This is a genomic window from Brucella sp. NBRC 113783 (genome assembly GCF_040372265.1).
Classification (GTDB): domain Bacteria; phylum Pseudomonadota; class Alphaproteobacteria; order Rhizobiales; family Rhizobiaceae; genus Brucella; species Brucella teleogrylli.
The window spans coordinates 564,178-589,975 of the sequence record NZ_BAABRX010000002.1; the positions used below are offsets into that span (position 1 = coordinate 564,178).

Here is a 25,798-nt window from a genome sequence, read left to right on the forward strand (position 1 = left end):
AACTCTTAAAGACACAAAAGGCGGCATCTTTGCAATGCCGCCCGCAATTTATCAGCCGTGCCCAACCTTAATTGTCGCGCGCTGCCCGGGCCAGTCCGTGCGCCACGAGCCGGTCAATGACCTCGGGATAGCTGACGCCACTCACCGCCATGACTTTCGAATACATGCTGATATTGGTGAAGCCCGGTATGGTATTCAGCTCATTGATCAAATACCGCATGTCCGGCGTCACGAAGAAATCGACACGCGCCATGCTGTCACAACCGAGCGCTCGAAACGCCCGCGCCGCGACCGCCTGAAGTTCGGTCTCGATATCCGCCGGCAACTCTGCCGGGACTTTCAGCGCCGCACCGTCTTCATCAATATATTTGGCATCATAGCTATAAAAACCGTGGCTTTCTGCCGGGACTATCTCGCCCGTTCGCGACACGAACAGGCCGTGATTCTCGTCCTCCAGCACTGCGCATTCGATTTCGCGGCCTTGTATGAACTCTTCCGCCAGAAGCTTGGCGTCGTGCCTGAAACCTTCCGCCAGCGCCTTTTGATAATCGGCTTCTGTCTGAACCTTACTGACACCGACAGATGACCCCTGGCGCGCGGGCTTGATGAAGATCGGCAGGCCGAGTGCTTCGATCAGCACATCGAAGGATGGAACCGTGTCGCGCGTAATCGTCATGGCGCGCGCCACCGGGATGCCCGCTTCGGACAGCAGGCGCTTGGCAATATCCTTGTCGAGCGCATTGGCTGAACCACAGATACCGCAACCCGCCATCGGCACACGCGCCACTTCGGTCAGCCCCTGCACGCTGCCATCCTCGCCGTGAAGCCCGTGCAAGACCGGGAAGACGATATCGATCCGCGCCAGTTCATAAGGCAAACCGTTTTCGGGCAGCGCAACAGCGCGTCCCTTGCCGCCCGGCAGCAATGACACTTCAGTACCGTGTTCGGGCCGTTCCAGCTTGCCGCCTGCAAAACTCGCCAAAAGCCATTGCCCCTCATGGGTGACATAGATCGGAATGGCTTCATATTTCGCGGGATCCAACGCAGTCATGACATTTGTTGCGGAAAGAACCGACACCTCATGCTCGGCGGAACGCCCGCCAAAGAGTACCGCGATCCGTAGCTTGTTCGGCGTTTCGGTCATGCCCACTCCATTTTTTCATCAAAGGTGATTGAACACAGTCGCGATCAAAATGACAAATCTTTGGCCAAAGCATCTGCGCAAGGCTCCATAAACAGAAATCCCGAAAAGCGCGGGGCTTTTCGGGATTTGCCGGTTCGTCGTGATGTTCGACGCGATTGGGTTCTTTATTTTATCGCATTATCCGACGCAAAACCGCTTCGCACTTTTGCTGGAAATGCTCTAGAACTTCGACAGATCCTGATGGCGAGCCTTGATTTCGCGCACGGTCTGCGAGCTCGAGCGCATCACGATAGTATGCGTTTGGATGTAATCACGGGCGAATTTCACGCCAGAAAGCATGTTGCCGTCCGTCACGCCGGTGGCGGCGAAGAGCACGTCGCCTTTGGCCATTTCTTCCATCGTGTAGACCTTTTTGGGATCCGAGATGCCCATCTTCAGCGCACGGGCGACTTTCTCGTCCGTGTTCAACTGGAGACGGCCCTGCATCTGGCCGCCGATGCAGCGCAGAGCTGCCGCAGCCAGCACGCCTTCCGGTGCGCCGCCGATGCCGATATAAATGTCGATGCCGGTTTCATCCGGATTGGTCGTGTGCATCACGCCTGCAACGTCGCCGTCGCCAATCAGGCGGATTGCAGCGCCTGTCGCGCGCACTTCTTCGATCAGGCGTGCGTGGCGCGGGCGGTCCATGATGCAAGCCGTGATTTCATGCGGCTTTACACCCTTCGCCTTGGCGATGGAGTTGATGTTTTCCGTTGCGCTGGCGTCGAGATCGACAACGCCCTTCGGATAGCCCGGGCCAACGGCGATCTTTTCCATGTAGACGTCGGGCGCATAAAGCAGATTGCCCTTCTCGGCGATGGCGATGACCGCCAGCGAGTTCGGCAGGTTCTTCGCGCAGATCGTCGTGCCTTCCAGCGGATCGAGCGCGATATCGACATCCGGCCCCTGCTTGGTGCCGACTTCTTCACCGATATAGAGCATTGGCGCTTCGTCGCGCTCGCCTTCGCCGATCACCACAGTGCCGGAAATCGGCAGACGGTTCAGTTCCTGACGCATGGCGTCAACAGCAGCCTGATCGGCAGCCATCTCGTCACCACGCCCCCGCAGCCGCGCTGCTGCCACTGCTGCGCGTTCGGCTACACGGACCAGTTCCAGTGTGAGAATGCGATCCAGTCCGTGGGGGTGCTGCTCTGCGGTGTTGGCCATTTGAACAAGTCCTGAATTCGAATTGCGTTGATGCGCCACAAGGGGCGCCGTGCCGCGTTTATAGCGACAGTATGCGAACCTTTTGTCAAAGTCCCCGGTGCCCTGCAAGAGCCCGAAAGCTAAAAACTATGTGCGCTCAATTGCTTAATCGATTTAAGGACTACACGCTTCGTTGCATGTCATGGCCGGGCGTGAACTGGCCTGCGCAACATCATGGTGCAATCGGCCACGAATAATCATGGCAGATCGCACAGCGCGACACTCGATTTAGCCTGCGCGCTCGATACGTATCATCTGCGGCTTATCCACCAGATGGTCGTCCTTGAGGATCGCTTCCAGCGCTTTCTTGACGGCTGCTTCCGTCGTCTCATGCGTGACGAGGATGACAGTCTTGATGCCTTCCTGCTGCATGTCGCCCATCGGCGGACGCTGCACGATCGACTCAAGCGAAATGTCGTTTTCGGCCATGCGCTTGGCGATACCGGCAAAGGCGCCGATGCGGTCAAGAACCGTCAGACGAATAAAATAACCGCCCGCATGCTTGCGCATCTTGGCGCGCTTATAAGGCTGCAAGGCCTTGGCAGGCGTGCCGAAAACAGGACCATGCTGGAAGCCCGGACGGCTCTTGGCGATATCCGCGATATCGCCGATGACTGCGGACGCCGTCGCATTGCCGCCCGCACCCGGACCAGACAGAAGAAGCTCGCCCAGAAGATCGGTCTCGATGGCAACCGCATTGGTCACGCCATGCACCTGCGCAATCACCGACGAGGTTGGAACCATGGTCGGATGCACGCGCTGCTCAATGCCGGTATCGGTCTTCTGCGCCACCCCCAGAAGCTTGATGCGGTAACCCAGTTCATCGGCGGCGCGAATATCGGCGAGCGAAATATTGCTGATGCCTTCAAGATAAATATCGTCGGCAGCAATCTGCGTACCAAAGGCAAGGCTGGTCAACAGCGCAAGCTTGTGCGCCGTGTCGTTGCCTTCGATATCGAAAGTCGGGTCGGCTTCGGCATAGCCCAAACGCTGCGCGTCTTTCAGGCAGGCCTCGAACGAAATGCCCTCTTCCCACATCCGGGTCAGGATGTAGTTGCAAGTGCCGTTCATGATGCCATAGACGCGCGAAACCGTATTACCGGTCAGCGACTCACGCATCGCCTTGATGACCGGAATGCCACCGGCGACCGCCGCTTCGAAGTTGAGAAGAACGCCCTTGTCTTCGGCGATTTTCGCCAGAGCGACGCCATGGCGTGCCAGAAGCGCCTTGTTGGCGGTCACGACATGACGACCAGCGCGCAAAGCGGCTTCAACAGAAGCCTTGGCCGGGCCATCATCACCACCGATAAGCTCGACATAAACGTCGATATCGGCAGACTTGGCCAGTTCAACTGGATCGTCGAACCAGTCGATACCGTTCAGGTCAACGCCACGGTCACGCGAGCGATCTCGGGCGCTGACGGCGGTAATAGTCACCGGCTTACCGCATTGGCGGGTGAGCATTTCGGACTTGTCACGCAGGATACGCAACACTGAAGCGCCAACGGTGCCAAGCCCCGCAACGCCGATCCGCAATGCATCACTCATTATATCGACCTTCTGACTCTGATTGTGTGGATGTAGTGGATTTTTGGTAGGTGGGAGTTCTGGCCGCGCGCTTGTCACGGCCAGAAAGGAAGAACCCGGAATGGCGCTTAGCGGCGGCCTTCCAGCGGGATCACATTGTGCAGGTTTTCGTCCTTGGTGGCGAGGAAACGCTTGATGTTGCGCGCTGCCTGACGAATGCGATGTTCGTTTTCGACCAGAGCGATACGCACATAATCATCGCCGTGCTCGCCAAAGCCAATGCCCGGAGCAACGGCCACATCGGCCATTTCCACCAGTAGCTTGGAGAATTCGAGCGAGCCAAGAGCGCGGAAGCGTTCCGGGATCGGCACCCAGGCGAACATCGTCGCTGCTGGTGGCGGAACATCCCAGCCTGCACGGCTGAAGCTTTCAACCAGCACATCGCGGCGCTGCTTATACACATCGCGAACATAGGCAATGTCGGAACCGTCGCCGTTAAGCGCAGCGGTTGCCGCCACCTGGATCGGCGTGAATGCGCCGTAATCGAGGTAGGATTTCACACGCGTCAGAGCAGCAATCAGGCGTTCATTGCCGACCGCAAAGCCCATGCGCCAGCCCGGCATCGAGAATGTCTTCGACATGGAGGTGAACTCGACCGCAACATCCATGGCGCCCGGCACTTCGAGTACGGACGGGGGCGGATTGCCGTCAAAATAGATTTCCGAATAGGCCAGATCCGACAGGATGACGATGTCATGCTTGCGCGCAAAGGCCACGACATCCTTATAGAAGTCGAGCGTTGCCACATAAGCCGTCGGATTGGACGGGAAATTGAGGATCAGCGCAATCGGCTTTGGAATCGAGTGCTTCACGCCCCGCTCCAGTGCCGGGATGAAGTTGTCATCCGGCTTGGCCTGAATTGAACGGATCACGCCGCCCGACATGATGAAGCCGAAGGAATGGATCGGATAGGTCGGGTCCGGGCAAAGCACCACATCGCCCGGCGCCGTGATGGCCTGCGCCATGTTGGCGAAGCCTTCCTTGGAGCCAAGCGTGGCGACAACCTGCGTGTCCGGGTTGAGCTTCACGCCGAAACGGCGGGCATAATATTGCGCCTGCGCACGGCGCAGCCCCGGAATGCCCTTCGACGAGGAATAACGATGCGCGCGCGGGTCCTGAACAGCCTCGCACAGCTTGTCGACGATATTCTGCGGCGTCGGCAGATCGGGATTTCCCATCCCAAGATCGATGATGTCGGCCCCGCCCGCTCGCGCCGATGCCTTCAGGCGATTGACCTGTTCAAAGACATAAGGGGGCAAGCGACGGACTTTATGGAATTCTTCCGACATGATCCTGTTCCAAAAGGAGAGTTAACGATAGGACGCATTATTGCGCCGTGGGTGGAGCTATACACCTGTTATCGAATCGGGTCGAGACTTCTTGCCGCGCCGTTTCGAACGTGGCCTTCCGTGCCGATGAAGGGCTTATTCTTCCCCGGATTCGATCTGCTTCAGGGTAGCTTCCGATTCAGCCTGCGCTTGCTTGCGCATGGCCTCAGCCTGTGCGGGGGTAAAACCGCCGCCAGACGTTCTCGATGCCGCAAGACGCGTGCGATCGGAATCGAGTTTTGCAGTCATCTGCTGCTTTTCTTCCGGTGTGATCTGCTCGGTTGCAGCCTTCGGCATACGACCGAATGTCGGATAGACGCCGGTGCGCAATGCGCCTTCCTGCGGAACGCCCTGAAATTCCTTCCCACCGGCACAGGCAGTGAGCATCGCTGCGGCGGTTAATGCCAGCATGAGATGGGCGATCTGCCGCGTGCTCTTGGTCATATGTCTGATCCCGGTTCTGCCGTTGAGGCTGCCGCACAAGTCGCGACAGAATATACTTCCGAAGGGATAGCACCAAGTCGATGCATTATGTCAACAAGCGATTGGCCCAATTCCGACATTTGGCCTGCCGAAGCCGCTTATTTCGATAGGAGCAGCGCTCTGATCCTCAAAAGATTACACAAAGTAATATTTCGTTACTAACGGGTTAATCCTTAACCCCACGGAATAATGCATAGTGCCTGTCGTATAAAATGCACTTCGATAGTTGCCTTCACGGCATAAAAAACTTAAAAATTGGCAACAATTGCAGATCAGGTGATTTGCACACTGCTAAAATTGGCTCACTGAGAAACTGGGAAAGCCACTTTAACGCATTGATATAATGGAGTTTGTTTCCCTAAGCTTCTATTGGGCTTTGACAGGGGACTGTGGGAGAAATCACTTTTGTGATTGGTTCCACCCACACGGGAGAGCCGATCTCCCGAAACCAGGTGGGTTCGGACACGTCCGGTTCGCCAAACTGGTCAGGGAAATCGAGCTGGAGCGGACTATTGAAATTTGTACCTTCTGCGCACCGGACAACCGGCCGACTACTTTCAGGCAGCGTGGCTTTGCTCGCGCTTCTGGTGTCGTCCTGTACATCGACGGGGACCGGTCCTGACGGCAAGCCACTGCAGATGACGGCCAATGGCTCGATGCTGACCGAGACGCTGCAAAGTGCTGCCGACCAGACTGTCGCCGCCGAAGCTGGCGCAGAAGCAAAGACCGCAGAGACAAAGACGGAAGAAAAGCCCGGCGAGGCCAAACAGGTCGCAGCCGCTGCAACGGCGGCCAATCCTAGCGCTACATCTGCCGCCTCCCCGGCCAAAGAGAATGCGAAAAATGCAGCCGCGACCGCAACTGCGGAAAACGCGGCAACCGAAGCGCAGCCAACCCAAGTGGCAGCGGCGGCACCGGAAAAGAAGAGCAATTCGCTGTTCGGCTTGTTTGGCGGAAGTGGTTCCAGCGAATCGAAGCCAGCCGAAGCGACCGAACAGCCAGCCGCAACGGCCAGCGCCGAGAAGCCCAAGGCTGAGACCGCTGAAGCAAAGCCTGCAACCGAGGCCGAAGCGCCTGCCGTTGAAGTCGCGAAGGCGAACGAGCCGGAAGCCGCCAAACCGGCCCAGCCGGAAAAGCCGGTTCAGGTCGCTTCGCTTTTCGGCACACCGAAGAATGCCAATGCCTATGCGACACCTCAGCGCCCGACCGCATCGCAGGGCAGCATCTCGCGGCTTTTCTCCGACGAATCGGCCAATTCACGTTCCGACCGTACCGAGAACAAGAAGCTGGCGATGGCAAAGCCTGTCTCGCCTGCCGTGAAGCATGAGTATAATTATACATTGCCAGGTGTGCGCGCGAATGGCGGCATCGAGATCAAGCATCGCAATAGTCTCTATGACGACACCGACATTGATGCGAACGAATATGATGATTCTCCCAATGTCACGCTTGCTTCGGCGCCCGGCCTCGCCCGGCTCGCGCCGAACGGCCTGAAGGTGCAGCGCCAGACCGTGGATGTTGCCTGCCTCAAGCCACAGCTCGTCGCCATGCTGAAGACCATGGAACGGCACTTCCGCCGCCCGGTCATGGTGACGTCTGGCTATCGCAGCCCGTCCTATAACCGCAAGGTCAACGGCGCACGCAAATCGCTCCATATGATCTGTGCCGCAGCCGATATTCAGATCGATGGTGTTTCCAAGTGGGAAATGGCCCGCTTTGCGCGATCAATGCCGGGACGCGGCGGCGTCGGCACCTATTGCCATACGTCATCCGTCCATGTGGATATCGGGCCGGAACGCGACTGGAACTGGAAATGCAAGGGCTGATCTGAACCTCTGCGCCCCAATTCTCTTGAATGAACAGGCTGGCCCCATTGGAGCCAGCCTTTCTTTTTGTCATCGATTTCAAAGCCATAGCCTGGAAATCCACAGGCTGCGTCCTACGGAATAGGTGCTTATGCGACTTTTTTCAGAAAACTGATTTTAGGGGGTTGCGAGTCAGCATCGACCTGAATATAAGCCCACTCACACCAGCAACAGGCGCCCATCGTCTAGCGGTTAGGACAGCGCCCTTTCACGGCGCAGACAGGGGTTCGATTCCCCTTGGGCGTACCACTTGCTGGTTTTTCTTTTTCCCGACATATCAAAGCTTTAGCGCTCCGAGAGCGGTCCTTCGCGCGCCGTTTTGCACCATCTGAATTTATTTCACAGATGCTGAAAAAAGGGGCTTGCATGTCTGAATTATCCTGACTATAAGCGCCCCACACCAGCAGGCGCCCATCGTCTAGCGGTTAGGACAGCGCCCTTTCACGGCGCAGACAGGGGTTCGATTCCCCTTGGGCGTACCACTTGCTGGGTTTTCTTTTCCCGAAAAATTGATGGAATTAATACTGGTCGTTCTCCCAGTATGTTGCTACGCGCAGCTGCACCCATTTCGCAATTCAAAGGGAAATTACTGCGTATGTCGCAAGCTACAGCCATCGTTCCCACCGCCCATGCCAGCCGTTATCTGCAGCAGCTCTGCAAACACTGGGCGCATAAGTTTGCCGTCGAATTCACACCCGAACACGGCCAGATCGATCTCGGCGACGACCGGCTGGTGATTCTCGACGCCGATGCGGAAAAACTGACCACCACCGTGAAGACCTCAGCCGAAAATCTCGACCGGCTTCAGGACGTCGTGGTCAATCACATCGTCCGCTTTGCCTTCCGCGAGGAACTGGTGTTCAACTGGCAGCAGACGCAGGCCTAAGAGCCGCCATTTACCTTATCCGCAAATTGCCTGCAAAATGCCCGGAATAGCCATTATCGCATCACATTCCGGGCTCATTCACCCGCGACATTCCTCACAACTTCAAGCGACCGATTTGATGGGGAAAGATATGATGACCAGCGAAACCAGAACCACCCTCACCTTTCTCGGTGCAGGCTTTGTCGCCGCAGCAATGGCGCTTGGTGCGGATCTGAGCTGGGCAGATGTTATCAAGGCTCTTTTCTGAAACGAGCGATAACAAGCAACGATTGTGCTTTTGACTTTTTGCGGCGTTAGGCGGACAAACATTTCGCCATTCCGTCCAAACTGTTCAGAAAGCTTTATGTTATTCCCAACACCCCTTGTCTCCGGCAGGCTCGAACGCCGCTATAAAAGATTTCTCGCAGACGTAACGCTCGACGATGGCCGCTTCATTACGGCGGCAGTGCCCAATACCGGCTCCATGCTCGGCCTGACGACGCCCGGCTCTCGCGCCTGGCTCAGCGTTTCCGATGCGCCCCACCGCAAATATGCCCACACGCTGCAGATCATCGAAGCTGACGGCACTTTGGTCGGCGTCAACACCGGGTTGCCGAACAGAATCGCCGAAGAGGCGATACTCGCCGGTCTCATTCCGAGCCTCGGCGGCTATGCCAGCCTCAAGCGTGAGCAGAAATACGGACAGAATTCCCGCATCGACATTCTGCTCGACGAAGGTGCCCTGCCCCGCGCCTACGTGGAAGTCAAAAACGTGCACTTCACCCGCACGGCTGGCCTTGCGGAATTTCCCGATACGGTGACCGCGCGCGGGACAAAACATCTCAATGAGCTGGCCGACAGTGTTGCCGCTGGTCATCGTGGTGTGATGTTGTTTATTATCCAGCGAAGCGATTGCAGCAAATTCAGCATTTCCGGCGATCTCGACCCTGTATATGCACGCGCTTTTGAGCGCGCCGTCGCATCCGGGGTTGAGGCATGGGCCGTTCGATGCCACATAACGGACAAAAGCATTGTCGCCACCGAGCTGGTGCCAATTGAATAGACAAAGACGGATCTAGTAATGGTAACTTATATCGAAGCGACAAGCGCCCCCATGAAATATACCGGCCAGATCAGGCTTTATGGCCCGGACGCCTTCGAGGCGATGCGCAAGGTGTGCAACCTGACCGCACGCTGCCTCGATGCGCTGAACGACATCGTGAAGCCCGGCGTGACCACCAATGAAATCGACCGCTTCGTTTTCGAATTCGGCATGGATCAAGGCGCCTTCCCGGCGACGCTCAACTATCGTGGCTATACCAAATCGACCTGCACGTCGATCAACCACGTTGTCTGCCATGGCATCCCGAACGACAAGCCACTGCGCGAAGGCGATATCGTCAATATCGACGTGACCTATCTGCTCGACGGCTGGCATGGCGATTCCAGCCGTATGTATGCGGTGGGCGAGATCAAGCGCGCTGCCGAACGTCTGTTGGAAGTCACCTATGAAAGCCTGTTGCGCGGCATTGCGGTCGTCAAGCCGGGCGTGAAGACCGGCGCTATCGGCGCTGCAATCCAGACCTATGCCGAAGGCGAGCGCTGCTCCGTGGTGCGTGATTTCTGCGGCCATGGCGTTGGTCAGCTTTTCCACGACGCGCCGAATATCCTTCATTACGGCACGCCGAACGAAGGCGTGGAAATCAAGGAAGGCATGATCTTCACCATTGAGCCGATGATCAATCTCGGCAAGCCGCATGTAAAAGTGCTGGCGGACGGCTGGACTGCCGTGACGCGTGACCGCTCGCTGACCGCCCAGTATGAACATACGGTTGGCGTTACCAAGGACGGCTGCGAAATATTCACATTGTCACCGGCCAATATGTTTGGCCCGGCATCAATGCGATAAAACTGAAACTATAGTCTCATCTGTTTTTGCGGGGGTTTAAACAGAATGACAAGGAAGACGGATAGACCGGGGAGCTACAACATTCCCGGTTTCAGCGACACGCTCCAGCTGACGCCGAAAGTGGCGAAGCAGCCGCATCACGTCGGCCACCGGGATCGCCTGAAGCAACGCTTTCAGACCGCGCCCGATGCGCTTGCCGATTATGAACTGCTTGAACTCCTGCTCTTTCGCGTTATCCCGCGTGCGGATACCAAACCCATCGCAAAGGCCTTGCTGACCCGCTTCGGCACGCTTGCGGAAGTGCTCGGCGCTTCCGAAACGCTCATCGCCGAAGTACCGGGCGCGGGCCCCTCCGTGGCGCGCGACCTCAAGATCATAGAAGCCGTTTACAAACGCAGTGCGCGCAGCAAGGTTATGAAGCGCGAGGTTTTCACAGTCTGGGAAAAGGTGATCGACTACTGCGCTGCCGCCATGGCGCATGAGACACGCGAACAATTCCGCATTCTGTTTCTGGACAAGAAGAATCGGCTCATTGCCGATGAGGTACAGCAGCGAGGCACGGTCGACCATACGCCGGTCTATATACGGGAAGTGGTTCACCGGGCGCTGGAGCTTGCGGCAACGGCGATCATTCTCGTCCACAATCACCCTTCAGGCGATCCATCGCCGTCGCGACCCGACATCGAGATGACACATGCGTTGATTGCGGCTGCCAAACCTTTGAAAATCGCGGTGCACGACCACATCATTGTCGGCAAGGAAAAATGCATCAGCTTCAGAAAGCAGAACCTGATGTGAAGCCGTCAGGGCTGGCCTGTTGGAGATCGTTACCACTTGTTAAGCATAGTGCGAAGAATGGCTGTGCGACGGGTGGAATTCGCTCGAATTTTCTTAAATTTAGTCACAATCACCCAACAGAAGGCAACCGAACCGAAGACGGGAAGGCCCGTCTTTGCCAAACAGATCTTGCATATTTTCCATCAGCGTTCCGGATGGGAAAACGGAGTATAAAATGTTGAAGCGTACCTTTACCGCAGTGGCGCTCAGCGCCAGCATCATGGCCATCGCAGCCCCGGCATTCGCTGCCGATATGATGGGTTCGAACGATTATTCCTACAACGAGCCGGTTGCCGAAGGCCCGCACGACTGGTCCGGCAATTATGTCGGCGCACAGGTCGGTGCATCGTCCTCGAAGATCCCCGGCCCGTTTACGAATCGCGCTGGTGTGCTCGGTGGCGTTGTCGCCGGTAAGAACATCCAGAGCGGCAATTTCGTCGTTGGCGGTGAAGTCGAAGCCAATTTCGCGGAAGCCGAACACCGCATCGGTAATGGCGGCAGCCTCCAGCAGTCTTGGAACACCAATGCCAAGGTCAAAGCCGGTTACGCCTTCGACAAGACGCTGGTTTATGGCACTCTCGGCTATGGCGCAACGCGCTTCAAGGCGAAGGACAACACCACGTCAGGTCCAGGCTGGGAAGGCGGCGCGCTGGTTGGTGCTGGCGTCGAACAGGCCCTGACCGGCCCGCTTTCGGTGAAGGCTGAATACGACTTCCAGCGTTTCGGCGACGTGAAGTCTGAGGTCAACGGCGTTTCGCAGCGCAACAACCTCAAGAACCACGCCATCAAGGCCGGTCTGAACTATCGCTTCTAAAGCGATATAAGCCCTATACCGTTTCTGCATAAGGCAATTCCATTTTTGCACAAGGGCTGCGGGTCAACCGTAGCCCTTTCTTTTTGCACCGATTTCTTTGCTTTCAAAAGAGTTCGTCCGCTTTCGTATCTCTTGACTCCGGCACCGGCTCCTATCTTATAGGGATGTGCGATTGGGGATTAGGCGCGTGGCTATTGTGTTTAAATTTTATGCAAATATGCCGATACAAATTCTTCCCGTTGCGTGATTTTATTTAATCGAGTGCTAAAACAACGCTTTATCACTCAGCCAGGAAGATAGCATGCAGCGTGTTTTCGATGGGCATAACGATGTCCTTCTGAGGCTCTGGGAAAACTCCAGAAACGGCGACGATCCCATCCGGGAATTCATCGACGGAACGCAAACCGGCCACATTGATGCGCCGCGCTCCCGCAAAGGCGGTCTCGCTGGCGGCATTTGCGCCATCTATGTGCCGTCCGGCCATCATATCGAACTTGGCAAACCCGACGCCAATGGCCATTACGACACGCCGCTTTCTCCGCCGCTCAAGCGCCCTCCTTCCCTCGACATCGCCATCGAAATCGCATCCATCGCACTCCGCCTTGAAGAAGCTGGCGCGTGGAAACTGTGCCGCAATGGCCGCGAGCTCGATGAAACGCTGAACAGCGACACCTTTGCCGCCGTTCTGCACATGGAAGGCTGCGAGGCGATTGACGCCGATCTTGCCGCGCTCGATGTCTTCTACGCGCTTGGCCTGCGTTCGCTTGGCCCTGTGTGGAGCCGCAACAATATTTTCGGTCACGGCGTGCCCTTCTCTTACCCGATGAACCCGGATACCGGTCCCGGTCTCACGGAAGCGGGCAAGCGTCTCGTCAAGGCGTGCAACCGCAAGGGTATTCTGATCGATCTCGCCCATATCACCGAGCAAGGCTTCTGGGATGTGGCTGAACTCAGCGACCAGCCGCTGATCGCCAGCCACTCCAATGCCCATGCCCTGACGCCCGTGGCCCGGAATCTGACGGACAAGCAGCTGGATGCCATCCGCGAAAGCAAGGGGCTTGCGGGTCTCAACTACGCCACCACCATGCTGCGCGCCGATGGCAAGGAAGATGCCAACACGCCGATGTCCGATATGGTTCGCCACATCGATTACATGGTTGACCGCATGGGGATCGACTGCGTGGCGCTCGGTTCCGATTATGACGGCGCGACCATCCCAGCCGAAATCTCCGATGCCGCCGGAACGCAGAACCTCGTCACGGCCTTGCGAGAGGCCGGATATAACGATGAGGAACTGGCGAAGCTTTGCCGGGACAACTGGATCAGGGTTCTGAAACAGGCATGGCACGAAGCCTGAGATACAAATACAATTCAACAAAATCCCAACAAAAATACAGAAAGGGAACTCAATCATGATGCATTTCGGACGTTTTCGCATCCTCGCCGCTGGTGCAGCACTTGCTGCCGTTATGGCTGCCAATCCGGCCCTGTCGGCCACGCCAGCCGACACGCTCGTCCAGGCATGGGCGATTGATGACACCATCACGCTCGACCCGGCAGAATCCTTCGAACTCAGCCCGGCTGAATTCATCGGTAATGCCTATGACATGCTCGTTCGCCTCGACATCAACGACACGTCGAAAGTCGTGCCGGGCGTGGCGGAAAGCTGGACCGTTTCCGACGACGGCCTGACCTACACGTTCAAGCTGAAAAAGGACATCAAGTTCGCTTCCGGCAACCCGATTACCTCTGCTGACGTGGCTTATTCCTTCGAACGCGCCGTGCGTCTGGACAAGAGCCCGGCCTTCATCCTGACCCAGTTCGGCCTGACCAAGGATAATGTCAACGAAAAGGCGAAAGCCGTAGACGACACGACTTTCGTCTTCACCGTGGACAAGCCATACGCACCAAGCTTCGTGCTGAACTGCCTGACCGCGACCGTCGCCGCAGTCGTCGACAAGAAGCTTCTCGAAGAGCATGCCGCAAAGGTCACACCGACCGACGACTACAAATACGACACCGACTATGCCAATGCATGGCTGAAGACCAAGTCGGCAGGCTCCGGTCCGTTCGCGATCCGTGAATGGCGCGCCAATGAAGTCGTCATTCTGGAACGCAACGACAATTATTACGGCGAAAAGGCCAAGCTGAAGCGCGTTTTCTATCGTCACGTCAAGGAAAGCGCGACACAGCGCCTGATGCTTGAATCGGGTGACGTCGATGTGGCGCGTAATCTGGAACCCGGCGACTACGAAGCCGTTCAGAAAAACGACAAGCTGACGACGACCAGCGCCGCGAAGGGTACGGTCTACTATATCAGCCTCAACCAGAAGAACGAGAACCTAGCCAAGCCGGAAGTTCGCGAAGCGTTCAAATATCTGGTCGATTATGATGCAATCGGTTCGACCCTCATCAAAGGCATTGGCGAAATCCGCCAGACCTATCAGGCTAAGGGCGTTCTGGGCGCGCTCGATGCTGCACCCTACAAATACGACGTTGCAAAGGCGAAGGAACTTCTCGCCAAGGCAGGTCTGAAGGACGGTCTTTCCGTGACCTTCGACGTGCGCAACACGCAGCCGGTGACCGGCATTGCCGAATCCTTCCAGCAGAGCGCTGCTCAGGCTGGCGTGAAGATCGAAATCATCCCGGGCGATGGCAAGCAGACCCTGACCAAATATCGTGCGCGTAACCACGACATGTATATCGGCCAGTGGGGCATGGACTATTGGGATCCGAATTCCAATGCCGAAGCTTTCACGAGCAATCCGGATAATAAGGACGACGCCGCCAACAAGACGCTTGCGTGGCGCAACGCCTGGGACATTCCTGAGCTGACCAAGCAGACGCAGTCTGCTCTTCTGGAACGCGACAACGAAAAGCGCGCCGAGATCTACAAGAAGCTTCAGCAGGAAGCGCTCGACCAGAGCCCGTTCGTGATGCTGTTCCAGCAGATCGAAACAGCCGGTATCGCGGGCAATGTGAAGGGTTACAAGCTCGGCCCGACCTTCGACTCCAATCCGCTGGTAAACATCACCAAGGAATAGTCGGCCAAGCCTCGGCGCATGAATGTGCCTAACCGGCTTTAAAACAAGGAGATGGAGCGGTTTTCTGAATCAAAAAGGAAAGCCGCTCCAGAGCTTTTTTCAAGCAAAGATGATCGAGCGTCAGACCGGACCCTGTTCTGAACGCACTCATCATCGGAAGCGGTCAAAACATTGAGTAACACTGAAACCACCAAAAAGGTTAGGCGAGCGCCGCGGCGTTCATCGGCCCTTGCCGCGTCGATAGCCAGTTTTCTGGTCATCGTCGTCACGACCTATCTGGGCCTTTTGGCCGTAACATTCTTCATCGGTCGCGTCGTGCCGATTGACCCTGTGCTGGCCATCGTCGGCGACCGCGCGCCTGCGCATGTCGTCGCCCGCGTGCGCGAGGAAATGGGCTTCAATTTGCCCTATTACCAGCAGTTCTTTCTTTACGTGAAAGGCGTGCTGCAAGGCGATTTCGGCACTTCGGTGCTCACGACCAATCCGGTCATGACCGACATTCGCCGCGTATTCCCGGCCACGATGGAACTGGCCACACTCGGCACGATCATCGGCGCCGTGTTCGGCATTCCGCTCGGCGTGCTCGCAGCCGTCAAACGCGGCAGCATCATTGACCAGATCGTGCGCGTTATCGGCCTTGTCGGTTACTCCGTGCCGATCTTCTGGCTCGGCATGCTTGCGCTGCTGATCTTCTATGCCCGTCTCGGCTGGACCTCCGGTCCCGGACGCATCGACATTACATTCGAATACACGTTCACGCCGATCACCGGCTTCTACCTGATCGACGCGATCCTTCAGCGCGACTGGCCAGCCCTCAAGGATATTGTCTCCCACCTTATCCTGCCATCGGCACTGCTTGGCTATTTCTCGCTTGCCTATATCAGCCGCATGACGCGTTCCTTCATGCTCAACGAGCTTGATCAGGAATATATCGTCGCGGCGCGCGCCAAGGGCATTTCGGAAACCCGCATCATCTGGGGCCACGCTTTGCGCAATGCCGCCGTGCCGCTGGTGACCGTGATTGCGCTTTCCTATGCCGGGCTTCTGGAAGGTTCGGTTCTGACCGAAACCATCTTCTCCTGGCCGGGCCTTGGTCTCTACATCACCAATTCGCTACAAAACGCTGATATGAATGCCGTTCTCGGTGGCACCATTGTTATCGGGTCGGTCTTTATCGCGCTCAACCTCGTGTCCGATCTTCTCTATCGGCTTCTCGATCCAAGGACGCGCGCACGATGAGCCAAATGACAGATAATTCCAACCTCTCTTGGCGTGAATGGCTGCTTACCGAGCGGCCCCAGTCACGTACGCAGGCCCGCCTCGGTCGCGCCTATATGGTCTGGCGGCGGTTCACCGCCAACAAGCTGGCCGTTCTCGGCCTCCTGATCATCATCGGACTGCTGGTCGTTGCAGCGCTCGCCGATGTGCTGGCGCCGCATTCGCCGGTTGTCGGCGATCTGGCCAATGCCCGCCTGCTGCCGCCGGGAAGCCCCGGCTATCTGCTCGGCACCGACGATCAGGGTCGCGATATTCTTTCGCGCCTCATTCACGGTTCCCGCCTGACGCTCTATGTCGTGCTGCTGGTTGCGATCATTGCGGCCCCAATCGGCCTGCTGGTCGGCACAGTGGCCGGTTATGCGGGCGGCTGGGTCGATGCCGTGCTGATGCGCATCACCGACATCTTCCTGGCCTTCCCGAAACTCATTCTGGCGCTTGCCTTCGTGGCGGCGCTGGGACCGGGCATCGAAAACGCCATCATCGCCATCGCGATCACCTCATGGCCGCCTTATGCGCGCATCGCGCGCGCCGAAACGCTGACGGTGCGCAATTCCGACTATATTTCGGCGGTCCGCCTGATGGGTGCTTCGCCGATCCGCATTGTCGTGCGCCACATCATGCCGCTTTGCACCTCGTCTCTGATCGTCCGTGTGACACTCGACATGGCGGGCATCATTCTAACGGCAGCGGGCCTGGGCTTCCTCGGCCTCGGCGCACAGCCGCCACTGCCGGAATGGGGCGCGATGATCGCATCGGGTCGCCGTTTCATCCTCGACCAATGGTGGGTTGCCGCCATGCCCGGCATTGCGATCCTGATCGTCAGCCTCGGCTTCAACCTGCTGGGCGATGGTCTGCGCGATGCGCTTGATCCGCGGGGTAACAACCAATGAAGCCGCTTCTGACAGTAGAAGACCTGCGCGTCACCTTCCCGACGCGCACGGGGGCCATCGAGGCTGTCCGTGGTGTCAGCTTTGAGCTGGGCCGCGAACGCCTTGGCATCGTTGGCGAATCCGGTTCAGGCAAGTCCCAGACCGGGCGCGCCATCATGGGTCTGACGCCACTCCACGCGCAGATTACGGCCAAGACGCTTAATTTCGACGGCATCGATCTCCTCAACATTTCGGCCCGTGAACGCCGCTCCTTACGCGGCGGCCGCATCGCCATGGTGTTGCAGGACCCGAAATATTCGCTCAATCCTGTGATGACCATCGGCAAGCAGATTGCCGAAACGCTGAAAGCGCACGGCAAATACAGCAGCGGAGAAATTCGCACGCGCTCGATGGCCATGCTGGAAGCGGTGCAGATTCGCGATCCGGAACGCGTCATGAAACTCTATCCGCACGAGGTTTCGGGCGGGATGGGCCAGCGCGTGATGATCGCCATGATGCTCGTGGCCGAGCCGGAACTGCTGATTGCCGACGAACCGACTTCGGCGCTCGACGTGACGGTGCAGCTCGAAGTGCTGGGCATTCTCGACAAGCTGGTGGCCGAACGCGGCATGGGGCTGATCTTCGTCAGCCATGACCTGCGCCTTGTTTCGTCCTTCTGCGACCGCGTCATCGTGATGTATGCGGGCCGCATCGTCGAAGAGATCGCGGCCAAGGATCTTGCCAATGCGAAACATCCCTATACGCAAGGATTGCTGAACTGCATGCCGAAAATCGGAGCCGACCGCCATCCTCTGCCCACCTTGCAGCGTGAGGAGGCCTGGAAGCTATGAGTACGGCACCAGCACTGAGCGTCGACAATATTGATGTCTATTTCGACCATTTCCATGCGTTGAAGTCGGTCAGCGTCCATGTGGCGCAGGGCGAATCCTATGGTCTCGTCGGCGAATCCGGTTCGGGCAAGTCCACACTTCTGCGCGCAGTCGCGGGGCTTGCGCCGATTGACGATGGCGAAATCCGTATCGACGGCGCACCTCTCAAGACACCACGCGACAAGGCCTTCTATCGCAAGGTGCAGATGGTGTTTCAGGACCCTTATGGCTCCCTGCATCCGCGCCAGACGATGGACCGGCTTTTGCTGGAACCGCTCGCCATTCATGGTGTCGGCGATGCCGAACAGCGCATCGTGCGCGCATTGGATGAAGTGGGGCTCGGCTCGGGCTTCCGCTTCCGCTATCCGCACCAGCTTTCGGGCGGTCAGCGCCAGCGCATCGCCATTGCCCGCGCATTGATCGTGGAACCGAGCATTCTGCTGCTCGACGAACCAACTTCGGCGCTCGACGCATCGGTACAGGCGGAAGTGCTGAACCTGCTTGAACAGGTTCGCCGTGACCGCAACCTCACCTTCATCATGGTGAGCCACGATCTTGGTGTCGTCACCCATATGTGCGACCGCCTTGCAGTGATGCGCAACGGCGAAGTGGTTGAACAATTACAGGCTGGCGATCTCGTCACCGGCAATATTCACGCCGACTATACCAAAAACCTGATGCGCGCGAGTGAAGGTTTCCGGCGCTGAAACCAGCCGCATGACACAACAAAAAGGGGACCTTTCGGTCCCCTTTTTTATTCCTCAGAAGCTTTGCGGGCATTGTCCCCGTCCTGGCCGCGCCGCCAATAGGCGACAATCAGCTGGCGATTCTTCGGAACGTTACGCTCCTTGCGCATATAGCTGCGAATATTGCGGAAGGCATTGAACTCGCAACCCGCCCAGACATAAATGTCTTCCTCGCCTTCCGGCAGTTCGACCGCGCGCACCGCATCCTGCAACAGCGTGGTGGTGCCAGCTTCGGCGCCATTGCGGTTCAGCCATTGCACATCGAGATTCGCACGCGAGACAAGCTTCTGTTCCTCGGCCTGATCGCCGATTTCAATGCGCACAACGGCCTTTGCATCTTCAGGCAGTCGTTCGAGAATGCGCCCGATGGCGGGCAGCGCGGTTTCGTCGCCTGCGAGCAGATACCATTTGGCATCGCCTGCATCGCCACCGCCCGGACCAGTCATGCCGACAATATCGCCCGGCTTGGCGTTAAGCGCCCAACCCGAACCCGGAGCGTCGCAATCATCACCATGCACAACCATGTCGATATCGACCCAGCCCGCTTCAGGATCGATATTGCGGATGGTATAGACACGGGTTGCAAGCTTGGCATCGCCTTCCGGCCATGCCGGACGCCCGTCCTCACCCGTCACCGGCCATTGTGGCTTTGCCAGCCCCTTTGGCGGGAACAGAAGGCGGATATGCAGCCCGGTATGCGAAAACCGCTGGAGGTTGTCGCCTTTCAGGCGCACGCGACGCATATGCGGCGTGACATTGGACACCGCCACCACCTGCATTTCGCGGAAGTAAGGCAGCGGCAGTCCCGCCGCGCCATCGCCCTGCCAGATGATTTTCGGCGTGGGGCTGCCCTTCTCCAGAAATTCCAGCACATGCTCAGCGATGGAATATTTCATATAGGCAAGGCCGGTCTCATCATCGCTTTTGACATCGACGCTGACCGTCTCGTTATCCCATTGAACATCGGCCTGACCGAAGCTCAAAACGAGTTTCGCATGCGTCTCGTCACGCTGCACATCAGCATGTTCGACGAAATGATCGAGCAGTTGATTGACGATGTGACCAGCATTGGTCAGCGTGAAACGGGTATTGGCGTTGAGTTCGGACACGACCCATCCTCCATCGGATGAAATGATGCGTCAGCCTTACCCGAATATAAGATGACAATTCAAGTCATCATTTGTCTTTGATCGCGCAATATAGCGTGACAGGCAGTGCCTGCCGCCATACATCGAACGAGCCAAGCGCACCGGCTTGTGCCACGGAAAGCCGCACGAGTTCTCCGCCAAAGCGCTGCCGCCAGCCGAAAAGCTGCATTTCGCTTTGCAAGGTCACGGCATTCGCAACCAGCCGTCCGCCGGGTTTCAGTGCATCCCAACAGGCTTGCAACACGCCTTCATCCGTGACGCCGCCACCGATGAAAATCGCGTCCGGCGTTTCCAGTCCTGCGAGAGCGCCCGGCGCTTCACCGGAAACGATCTGCAAACCGGGTACGCCCAGCGCATCGCGATTGCGGGCGATCATGCCTTGCCGCTCTTCATGCGCCTCGATGGCGATGGCACGACAGGAAGCATGGGTGCGCATCCACTCGATACCGATGGAGCCGCACCCCGCGCCGACATCCCACAGAATTTCGCCAGGCAGCGGCGCCAGCCGCGACAGTGTCACGGCGCGAATATCGCGCTTCGTCAGTTGACCATCATTTTCGAAGGCTTCATCAGGCAGGCCTATCACGCTGGGAAGAATTTTCGCATCCGGCTCTGCAATGCATTCCACGGCGACGACATTCAGATCGGCACCGGCGGGAACTGTCCATGCACCTGCAATACCGCGCTTATGCGTTTCTTTGGGGCCACCCAGATGTTCCAGCACATCGATGCGGCTTGATCCAAAACCGCGTGCCGCCAGCATCGTTGCGATTTTTTCAGGCGTGGTGCCGTCATTGCTGAGGATCAGCAATTTGATGCCGGGCAGAATATGCTTTGCCAGCACGTCCAGCGGACGCCCGTGCACGCTGAGGCAACACACGTCCTGCAGCGACCAGCCCATACGCGCCGCAGCCAGCGAAAATGACGACGGATAAGGCAAGACAAGCATTTCATCCGGAGAAAAATGCCGGGTCAGCGAAGCGCCCATGCCGTAATGCATCGGATCGCCGCTGGCCAGAACCACGACTGACTTGCCGCGCTCGGCAGCAATCATCGGAAAAGCATCATCGAAGGGCGAAGGCCATGCAATCTGCCGGGCACCGGGTGTTTCACCGATGAGCCCCAAATGCCGCTTGCCACCAAAAATCAAATCAGCCGAAGCAAGGGCCTGCCGCGCAGTCTCGCCAAGCCCATTCAAACCGTCTTCGCCGATGCCGATGACCGTCAGCCAGCAAGCCATGCTCTTTGCTCCGTTTTCTTCGTTCGTAGGGTGCGACGGTGACAAGCGCAAGTCCCAAAGGCGGTTCCTACTTTCCGGCCCGGCACGGGCGGCGTATAAGGCAATCATGTTGAACCAGCAGACCACCGCGACAAAGATCGAACCGTTTGACAGGCGAAATGCCTGTCCGGGCCTGTCGCGCATGGTTATGGCGCTCGACGGTGCCATTGCGCGCATCAAACTGCCGCTCGGACGGCTCACCGCCGATCAGGCTTTTGCGCTGGCCGAGATTGCCGAAAAATTCGGTCCCGACGCTGTGGAACTTTCGATTCGCTCCAATATCCAGCTGCGCGCCATCGCGCCTGAGAACTGGGAACAAGCAGTCACAGCACTTTATCAAGCAGGTTTTGGTGCCGATAACCCCGCTGCGGATGACATTCGCAACGTCATGGTCAGCCCCACATCCGGTATAGACCGCGATCAAGCTTGCGATGTCACGCCGCTAGCGCGGCAATTGCTGGCAGCGCTTGAGAACAACGCCGACCATCATGCGCTGTCGCCAAAATTCTCGTTCCAGATCGATGGCGGCGAAGCTTGCGCCATGATTGCTCATCCGGGTGACATTTGGCTATCCGCAACAGATGACGGTCGTATTTTTGCTTTCGGCTTTGCTTCGTCGCCCGATGGAACCGCATTGGGAAGCGTGGAAATCGATGATGCGCTGCCCTTTATAGAAGCAGCGCTGCGATTATTTCTTGCCCACTCCAAAGGCGCGGCGCGAATGAAGCAACTCTTCGAAACCCTTGCTGTCGAAGAGTTTTTGAAAGAACTGATTGCCAGCCTTCCGTTTCCGGTCGATTCCGCTGCCAATTGGCAACGGCGGCAACCCCGCCCATGCGCCCATCTGGGAGCCCACGTTCAGGTTGACGGACGGCTCTACATCGGCGCCATGCCGCTTCTGGGGCGGCTCGATACGACGCAACTGCGGGCACTCGGTGCCCTTTCACAAAAGGTCAGCGGCGGGGAAATCCGCCTGACGCCTTGGCTGGGCGTGATCCTGCCAAATGTCGATGCAGCACATTGCGACAAAGTTCTCCGGCAATTGCATACGCTCGGCCTTGCGACCGATGCGCAGGCACCGCAATCACGACTGCGCAGTTGTACCGGGTCAAAGGGTTGCGCCTCTGCCCTCTCCGACACACAGACCGACGCGAGAGAACTGGCCTCGCTCCTTGACGTCGATAGCCCGGACGCGGTCCATCTCACTGGCTGCGCCAAGTCCTGCGCCGCGCTTGCGCCGCTTCCGCACACGCTTCTGGCGCGCGCTCCGGGCCGCTACGATGTCTTTTTTGCAGACAAGGCTGGACCATCCCGTTTCGGGCGGCTATTGGCGACTGACGTGACTATTGACGCTGCCGCGCGCCTTCTCAACTCACCAGAGCGGAAACCATGATTGATTACATTCGCGACGGGCAGGCCATCTATGACCGCTCCTTCGCCATCATCCGCGCCGAGGCGGATCTGAGCCGCATCCCTGCCGATCTCGAAAAACTCGCCGTGCGCGTCATCCATGCTTCAGGCATGGTGGATGTAGTGAGCGACATCGCTTTTTCGGAAGGTGCAGGTCTGGCTGGCAAACAGGCGCTTGCCAAAGGCGCACCGATTCTCTGCGATGCACGCATGGTTGCCGAAGGTATCACCCGCTCGCGCCTGCCTGCCGACAACCCGGTCATCTGCACGCTGAACGACCCTTCCGTTCCTGAACTGGCGAAGAAAATCGGCAACACCCGTTCTGCCGCCGCGCTCGATTTGTGGTTGCCGCATCTCGAAGGAAGCATCGTCGCCATCGGCAATGCCCCAACCGCCCTCTTCCGGCTTTTCGAAATGCTGGATGCCGGTGCGCCAAAGCCAGCGCTTATCATCGGCATGCCGGTCGGCTTTGTCGGTGCGGCGGAATCGAAGGACGAACTCGCCGCCAATAGTCGCGGCGTGCCCTATGTCATCGTGCGCGGACGACGCGGCGGCAGTGCCATGACCGCGGCGGCGGTCAATGCTCTGGCTTCGGAGCGCGAATAATGACGACAAAAGGCAAGCTTTTCGGTCTGGGTGTCGGCCCCGGCGATCCTGAACTCATCACACTGAAGGCGCTTCGGCTGCTAAAATCAGCGCCGGTGGTGGCCTATCACGCTGCCAAGGGCAAGAAGGGCAATGCCCTTACCATTGTTGAGGACTATCTCTCGCCGGAACAGGTTCTGGTGCCGCTCATCTATCCGGTGACTACGGAAAAACTGCCCGCGCACATGGATTATGAGCAGATCGTCAGCGATTTTTACGGCGAGATCACCACGACAATCGCCGGATATCTCGATCAGGGACAGGATGTGGCCGTGATCGCGGAAGGCGACCCGTTCTTCTATGGCTCGTTCATGTATATTCATGACCGGTTGGCTGAAAGCTATGAAACCACAGTGGTTCCGGGCGTCTGTTCGGTGCTCGGCGCTTCGGCTGTGCTTGGCGCGCCGCTTGTCTATCGCAACCAGACATTGTCGATCCTTTCCGGCGTCATGGAAGCCGGCGAATTGAAGCGCAGGCTGGCCGATACTGGTGCCGCCGCCATCATGAAACTCGGCAAGAATCTCGACAAGGTTCGCGATGTGCTGACCGATCTTAGCCTGATGGACCGCGCGCTTTATGTCGAGCGCGCCACCATGGCCAATCAGCGCATCGTGCCGCTGTCGGACGTCAGCGGCAGCGATTGCCCCTATTTCTCGATCATCCTTGTTCCCGGCCAGAAATGGAACGGCGCATGAAGCCGGCTATCGTTGTGTTGGCGGAAGCGGCGACCGTAACAGCACGCCGCATTGCCGCCGTGCTCGATCAGGCCGAGGTGCTTGGACTTCAGGATCGCGTCACGGGTGCCGACAGGACATTTGCCCATTTCGGCGACACCATACGCGCCCTCTATGAAGAAGGCCGACCGGTCGTAGCGCTCTGCGCCGCCGGTATTGTCATCCGCGCACTGGCGCCTCTTTTGCAGAACAAGCGCATAGAGCCGCCCGTTCTGGTGATTGCCGAAGACGGCAGCGCCGTAGTGCCGCTTCTTGGCGGGCTGTCCGGCGTCAATGACATGGCGCGAACCATCGCCGCCGCACTTGAAATCGCCCCGGCGATCACTACCTCCGGCGAATTGCGCTTCGGAATCAATCTCCTGCACCCGCCAGCGGAACTGACGCTCGCCAATCCGGATGCGGCGAAAGCCTTCACGTCCGATCTTCTGGCAGGTGCGAAACTGCGCCTCAACGGACGTTCCCGCTGGCTACAGACGTCGAAGCTGCCTTTCGCCGACGATGGCAGGCTCACCGTCAGCATCACGCCAGAAAAGCGCACGCCGCTGCCGGATGAACTCATCTATCATCCGCAGGTCGTGGCCGTCGCCATCGACCAGCCGACCGACGATCTTGCGGAAGCAATGACACGGGCGTTCGACGAAACGGGCCTCGCACGATCATCGCTCGCGCTGCTGCTGGCCCATGAACGTCACTGCGCTGTGCAGCAAATCCATGAAGCGGCAGGCGCACTCGGCGCAGAGCTACGCTTTGTGCCGTCGGCTGACACTGCGCTTTCACTTGCTCATCTTTCAGTCGAGCAGCCGCTGCGGTTGATCGAAGCGGGCGGCCTCGTGCTGGCCGTCGCTCCTGCCCCTGCTGACGTGCTGCGGATTGGGCGCAAACGCGGAAAGCTGGTCGTGGTCGGGCTTGGCCCCGGATCACGGGATCTGATGACGCCCGCCGTGCAGCGCGAACTCGAACAGGCCGAAGATATTCTCGGCTACGAGACTTATGTGCACATGGCCGGGCCGTTTCATGCCGGTCAGACCGTGCATATGACCGATAATCGCGAGGAAATGCAGCGCGCGCGCCATGCCTTCGAACTGGCCGCCTCAGGCCGCACGGTGGCGATGGTTTCGTCTGGCGATCCCGGCGTTTTCGCCATGGCGGCTGCCGTGGTCGAGGCGCTGCACGAAACCGACAACCCTGCATGGCATGGTGTGGAACTGGTCATTCAGCCGGGCATCTCGGCTGCGATGGCAGCAGCGTCCCGCAGCGGTGCACCGCTCGGCCATGATTTCTGCATTCTCTCGCTGTCCGATAATCTGAAACCATGGGACGTGATCGAAAAGCGGCTGGCGCTGGCCGCAGAAGCTGATCTCGCCATGGCTTTTTACAATCCTATTTCCAAAGCCCGCCCGCATCAGCTGGGCCGTGCGCTGGAAATTCTGCGCCAGCATCGCGCACCGCAAACGCCGGTTGTGCTAGGCCGCGATATCGGCAGACCGGCGGAGACAATGCGCGTCACCACGCTTGGGCAATTGACGCCCGACGATGTGGATATGCGCACGGTGGTGATCGTCGGCTCGTCTCATACGCAACGGTTTGACCGCGCAACAGGCGGCGAATGGGTCTATACGCCACGCTGGTACGGCGTAAAGCCGGACAAATGATCAAACAAAAAGGCAGGGAAATCCCT

Annotated in this window: 23 protein-coding genes and 2 tRNA genes; 18 read left to right on the top strand and 7 right to left on the bottom strand. The window is 58.1% G+C overall.

The genetic code is table 11. The annotated features are described in order from the left end of the window. Positions 1-67: 67 nt before the first annotated feature. The 5 genes from ABWW11_RS08100 to ABWW11_RS08120 form a co-directional block, all read right to left on the bottom strand. Positions 68-1,144 carry a D-alanine--D-alanine ligase family protein gene (locus ABWW11_RS08100; RefSeq protein WP_109369252.1) on the bottom strand — a complete coding sequence of 359 codons (1,077 nt, stop codon included), beginning with the start codon at positions 1,142-1,144 and terminating at the stop codon, positions 68-70. Between the two features lie 219 nt (positions 1,145-1,363). Next, positions 1,364-2,350, bottom strand: coding sequence for a class II fructose-bisphosphatase (gene glpX, locus ABWW11_RS08105; protein WP_109369253.1), 987 nt, complete (start codon positions 2,348-2,350; stop codon positions 1,364-1,366). 267 nt (positions 2,351-2,617) lie between these two features. Further along, entirely contained in the window at positions 2,618-3,937 is a 1,320-nt protein-coding gene (locus tag ABWW11_RS08110) for a homoserine dehydrogenase (protein ID WP_109369254.1), read from the bottom strand. Between the two features lie 107 nt (positions 3,938-4,044). Continuing rightward, positions 4,045-5,265, bottom strand: coding sequence for an LL-diaminopimelate aminotransferase (locus tag ABWW11_RS08115; protein ID WP_109369255.1), 1,221 nt, complete (start codon positions 5,263-5,265; stop codon positions 4,045-4,047). 135 nt (positions 5,266-5,400) lie between these two features. Continuing rightward, entirely contained in the window at positions 5,401-5,748 is a 348-nt protein-coding gene (locus ABWW11_RS08120; RefSeq protein WP_109369256.1) for a hypothetical protein, read from the bottom strand. Between the two features lie 551 nt (positions 5,749-6,299). Here ABWW11_RS08120 and ABWW11_RS08125 point away from each other — a divergent pair. The 14 genes from ABWW11_RS08125 to ABWW11_RS08190 all read left to right on the top strand — a co-directional run bounded on the left by ABWW11_RS08125 (position 6,300) and on the right by ABWW11_RS08190 (position 18,865). Then, positions 6,300-7,613, top strand: coding sequence for a D-Ala-D-Ala carboxypeptidase family metallohydrolase (locus ABWW11_RS08125; protein ID WP_109369257.1), 1,314 nt, complete (start codon positions 6,300-6,302; stop codon positions 7,611-7,613). A 213-nt stretch (positions 7,614-7,826) separates the two neighbouring features. Further along, positions 7,827-7,901, top strand: a tRNA-Glu gene (locus ABWW11_RS08130). 158 nt (positions 7,902-8,059) lie between these two features. After that, positions 8,060-8,134 (top strand) — tRNA-Glu (locus tag ABWW11_RS08135). Positions 8,135-8,247: 113 nt separating this feature from the next. Next, positions 8,248-8,538 carry a DUF2218 domain-containing protein gene (locus ABWW11_RS08140; protein ID WP_109369258.1) on the top strand — a complete coding sequence of 97 codons (291 nt, stop codon included), beginning with the start codon at positions 8,248-8,250 and terminating at the stop codon, positions 8,536-8,538. Between the two features lie 343 nt (positions 8,539-8,881). Continuing rightward, positions 8,882-9,580: a DNA/RNA nuclease SfsA gene (sfsA, locus tag ABWW11_RS08145; RefSeq protein WP_109369259.1), complete on the top strand. Its 699-nt coding sequence runs from the start codon at positions 8,882-8,884 to the stop codon at positions 9,578-9,580. A gap of 18 nt (positions 9,581-9,598) precedes the next feature. Continuing rightward, entirely contained in the window at positions 9,599-10,426 is an 828-nt protein-coding gene (gene map / locus ABWW11_RS08150) for a type I methionyl aminopeptidase (RefSeq protein WP_109369260.1), read from the top strand. Between the two features lie 45 nt (positions 10,427-10,471). Further along, on the top strand, positions 10,472-11,224 hold the full coding sequence (radC, locus tag ABWW11_RS08155) for a RadC family protein (RefSeq protein WP_121536332.1): 753 nt from the start codon (positions 10,472-10,474) through the stop codon (positions 11,222-11,224). Positions 11,225-11,438: 214 nt separating this feature from the next. Then, entirely contained in the window at positions 11,439-12,077 is a 639-nt protein-coding gene (locus tag ABWW11_RS08160; RefSeq protein ID WP_109369262.1) for an outer membrane protein, read from the top strand. 301 nt (positions 12,078-12,378) lie between these two features. Then, positions 12,379-13,434, top strand: coding sequence for a dipeptidase (locus ABWW11_RS08165; protein WP_121536334.1), 1,056 nt, complete (start codon positions 12,379-12,381; stop codon positions 13,432-13,434). A gap of 55 nt (positions 13,435-13,489) precedes the next feature. Continuing rightward, the gene (locus ABWW11_RS08170; RefSeq protein WP_109369264.1) at positions 13,490-15,121 is read left to right on the top strand and encodes an ABC transporter substrate-binding protein; all 1,632 of its coding nucleotides are present in this window, start codon (positions 13,490-13,492) and stop codon (positions 15,119-15,121) included. Positions 15,122-15,292: 171 nt separating this feature from the next. Next, complete coding sequence (locus tag ABWW11_RS08175) at positions 15,293-16,360, top strand: ABC transporter permease (protein ID WP_109369265.1); 1,068 nt, start codon at positions 15,293-15,295, stop codon at positions 16,358-16,360. Then, positions 16,357-17,289, top strand: a complete 933-nt coding sequence (locus tag ABWW11_RS08180) for an ABC transporter permease (protein WP_121536336.1) — start codon at positions 16,357-16,359, stop codon at positions 17,287-17,289. Before ABWW11_RS08175 ends, ABWW11_RS08180 begins: the two co-directional genes overlap by 4 nt. Continuing rightward, entirely contained in the window at positions 17,286-18,119 is an 834-nt protein-coding gene (locus ABWW11_RS08185; protein ID WP_109369267.1) for an ABC transporter ATP-binding protein, read from the top strand. Before ABWW11_RS08180 ends, ABWW11_RS08185 begins: the two co-directional genes overlap by 4 nt. Then, a complete protein-coding gene (locus ABWW11_RS08190; RefSeq protein WP_124915999.1) occupies positions 18,116-18,865 on the top strand; it encodes an ABC transporter ATP-binding protein in 750 nt (249 codons plus the stop codon). Before ABWW11_RS08185 ends, ABWW11_RS08190 begins: the two co-directional genes overlap by 4 nt. A gap of 47 nt (positions 18,866-18,912) precedes the next feature. Here ABWW11_RS08190 and ABWW11_RS08195 read toward each other — a convergent pair whose 3' ends face one another. Beyond that, the gene (locus ABWW11_RS08195) at positions 18,913-20,013 is read right to left on the bottom strand and encodes a siderophore-interacting protein (RefSeq protein WP_109369269.1); all 1,101 of its coding nucleotides are present in this window, start codon (positions 20,011-20,013) and stop codon (positions 18,913-18,915) included. 67 nt (positions 20,014-20,080) lie between these two features. Next, the gene (gene cbiE / locus ABWW11_RS08200; RefSeq protein WP_109369270.1) at positions 20,081-21,292 is read right to left on the bottom strand and encodes a precorrin-6y C5,15-methyltransferase (decarboxylating) subunit CbiE; all 1,212 of its coding nucleotides are present in this window, start codon (positions 21,290-21,292) and stop codon (positions 20,081-20,083) included. Positions 21,293-21,398: 106 nt separating this feature from the next. On the opposite strand from cbiE, the gene cobG reads away from it, so the two are divergent. The 4 genes from cobG to cobJ are packed head-to-tail and all read left to right on the top strand — an operon-like array spanning position 21,399 to position 25,772. Continuing rightward, positions 21,399-22,724: a precorrin-3B synthase gene (gene cobG, locus ABWW11_RS08205; protein WP_319080325.1), complete on the top strand. Its 1,326-nt coding sequence runs from the start codon at positions 21,399-21,401 to the stop codon at positions 22,722-22,724. Next, positions 22,721-23,347 carry a precorrin-8X methylmutase gene (locus ABWW11_RS08210; protein ID WP_109369272.1) on the top strand — a complete coding sequence of 209 codons (627 nt, stop codon included), beginning with the start codon at positions 22,721-22,723 and terminating at the stop codon, positions 23,345-23,347. The genes cobG and ABWW11_RS08210 overlap by 4 nt, the downstream gene beginning before the upstream one ends. After that, a complete protein-coding gene (locus ABWW11_RS08215) occupies positions 23,347-24,081 on the top strand; it encodes a precorrin-2 C(20)-methyltransferase (protein ID WP_109369273.1) in 735 nt (244 codons plus the stop codon). The genes ABWW11_RS08210 and ABWW11_RS08215 overlap by 1 nt, the downstream gene beginning before the upstream one ends. Further along, the gene (gene cobJ, locus ABWW11_RS08220) at positions 24,078-25,772 is read left to right on the top strand and encodes a precorrin-3B C(17)-methyltransferase (RefSeq protein WP_181376096.1); all 1,695 of its coding nucleotides are present in this window, start codon (positions 24,078-24,080) and stop codon (positions 25,770-25,772) included. Before ABWW11_RS08215 ends, cobJ begins: the two co-directional genes overlap by 4 nt. Positions 25,773-25,798: the final 26 nt, after the last annotated feature.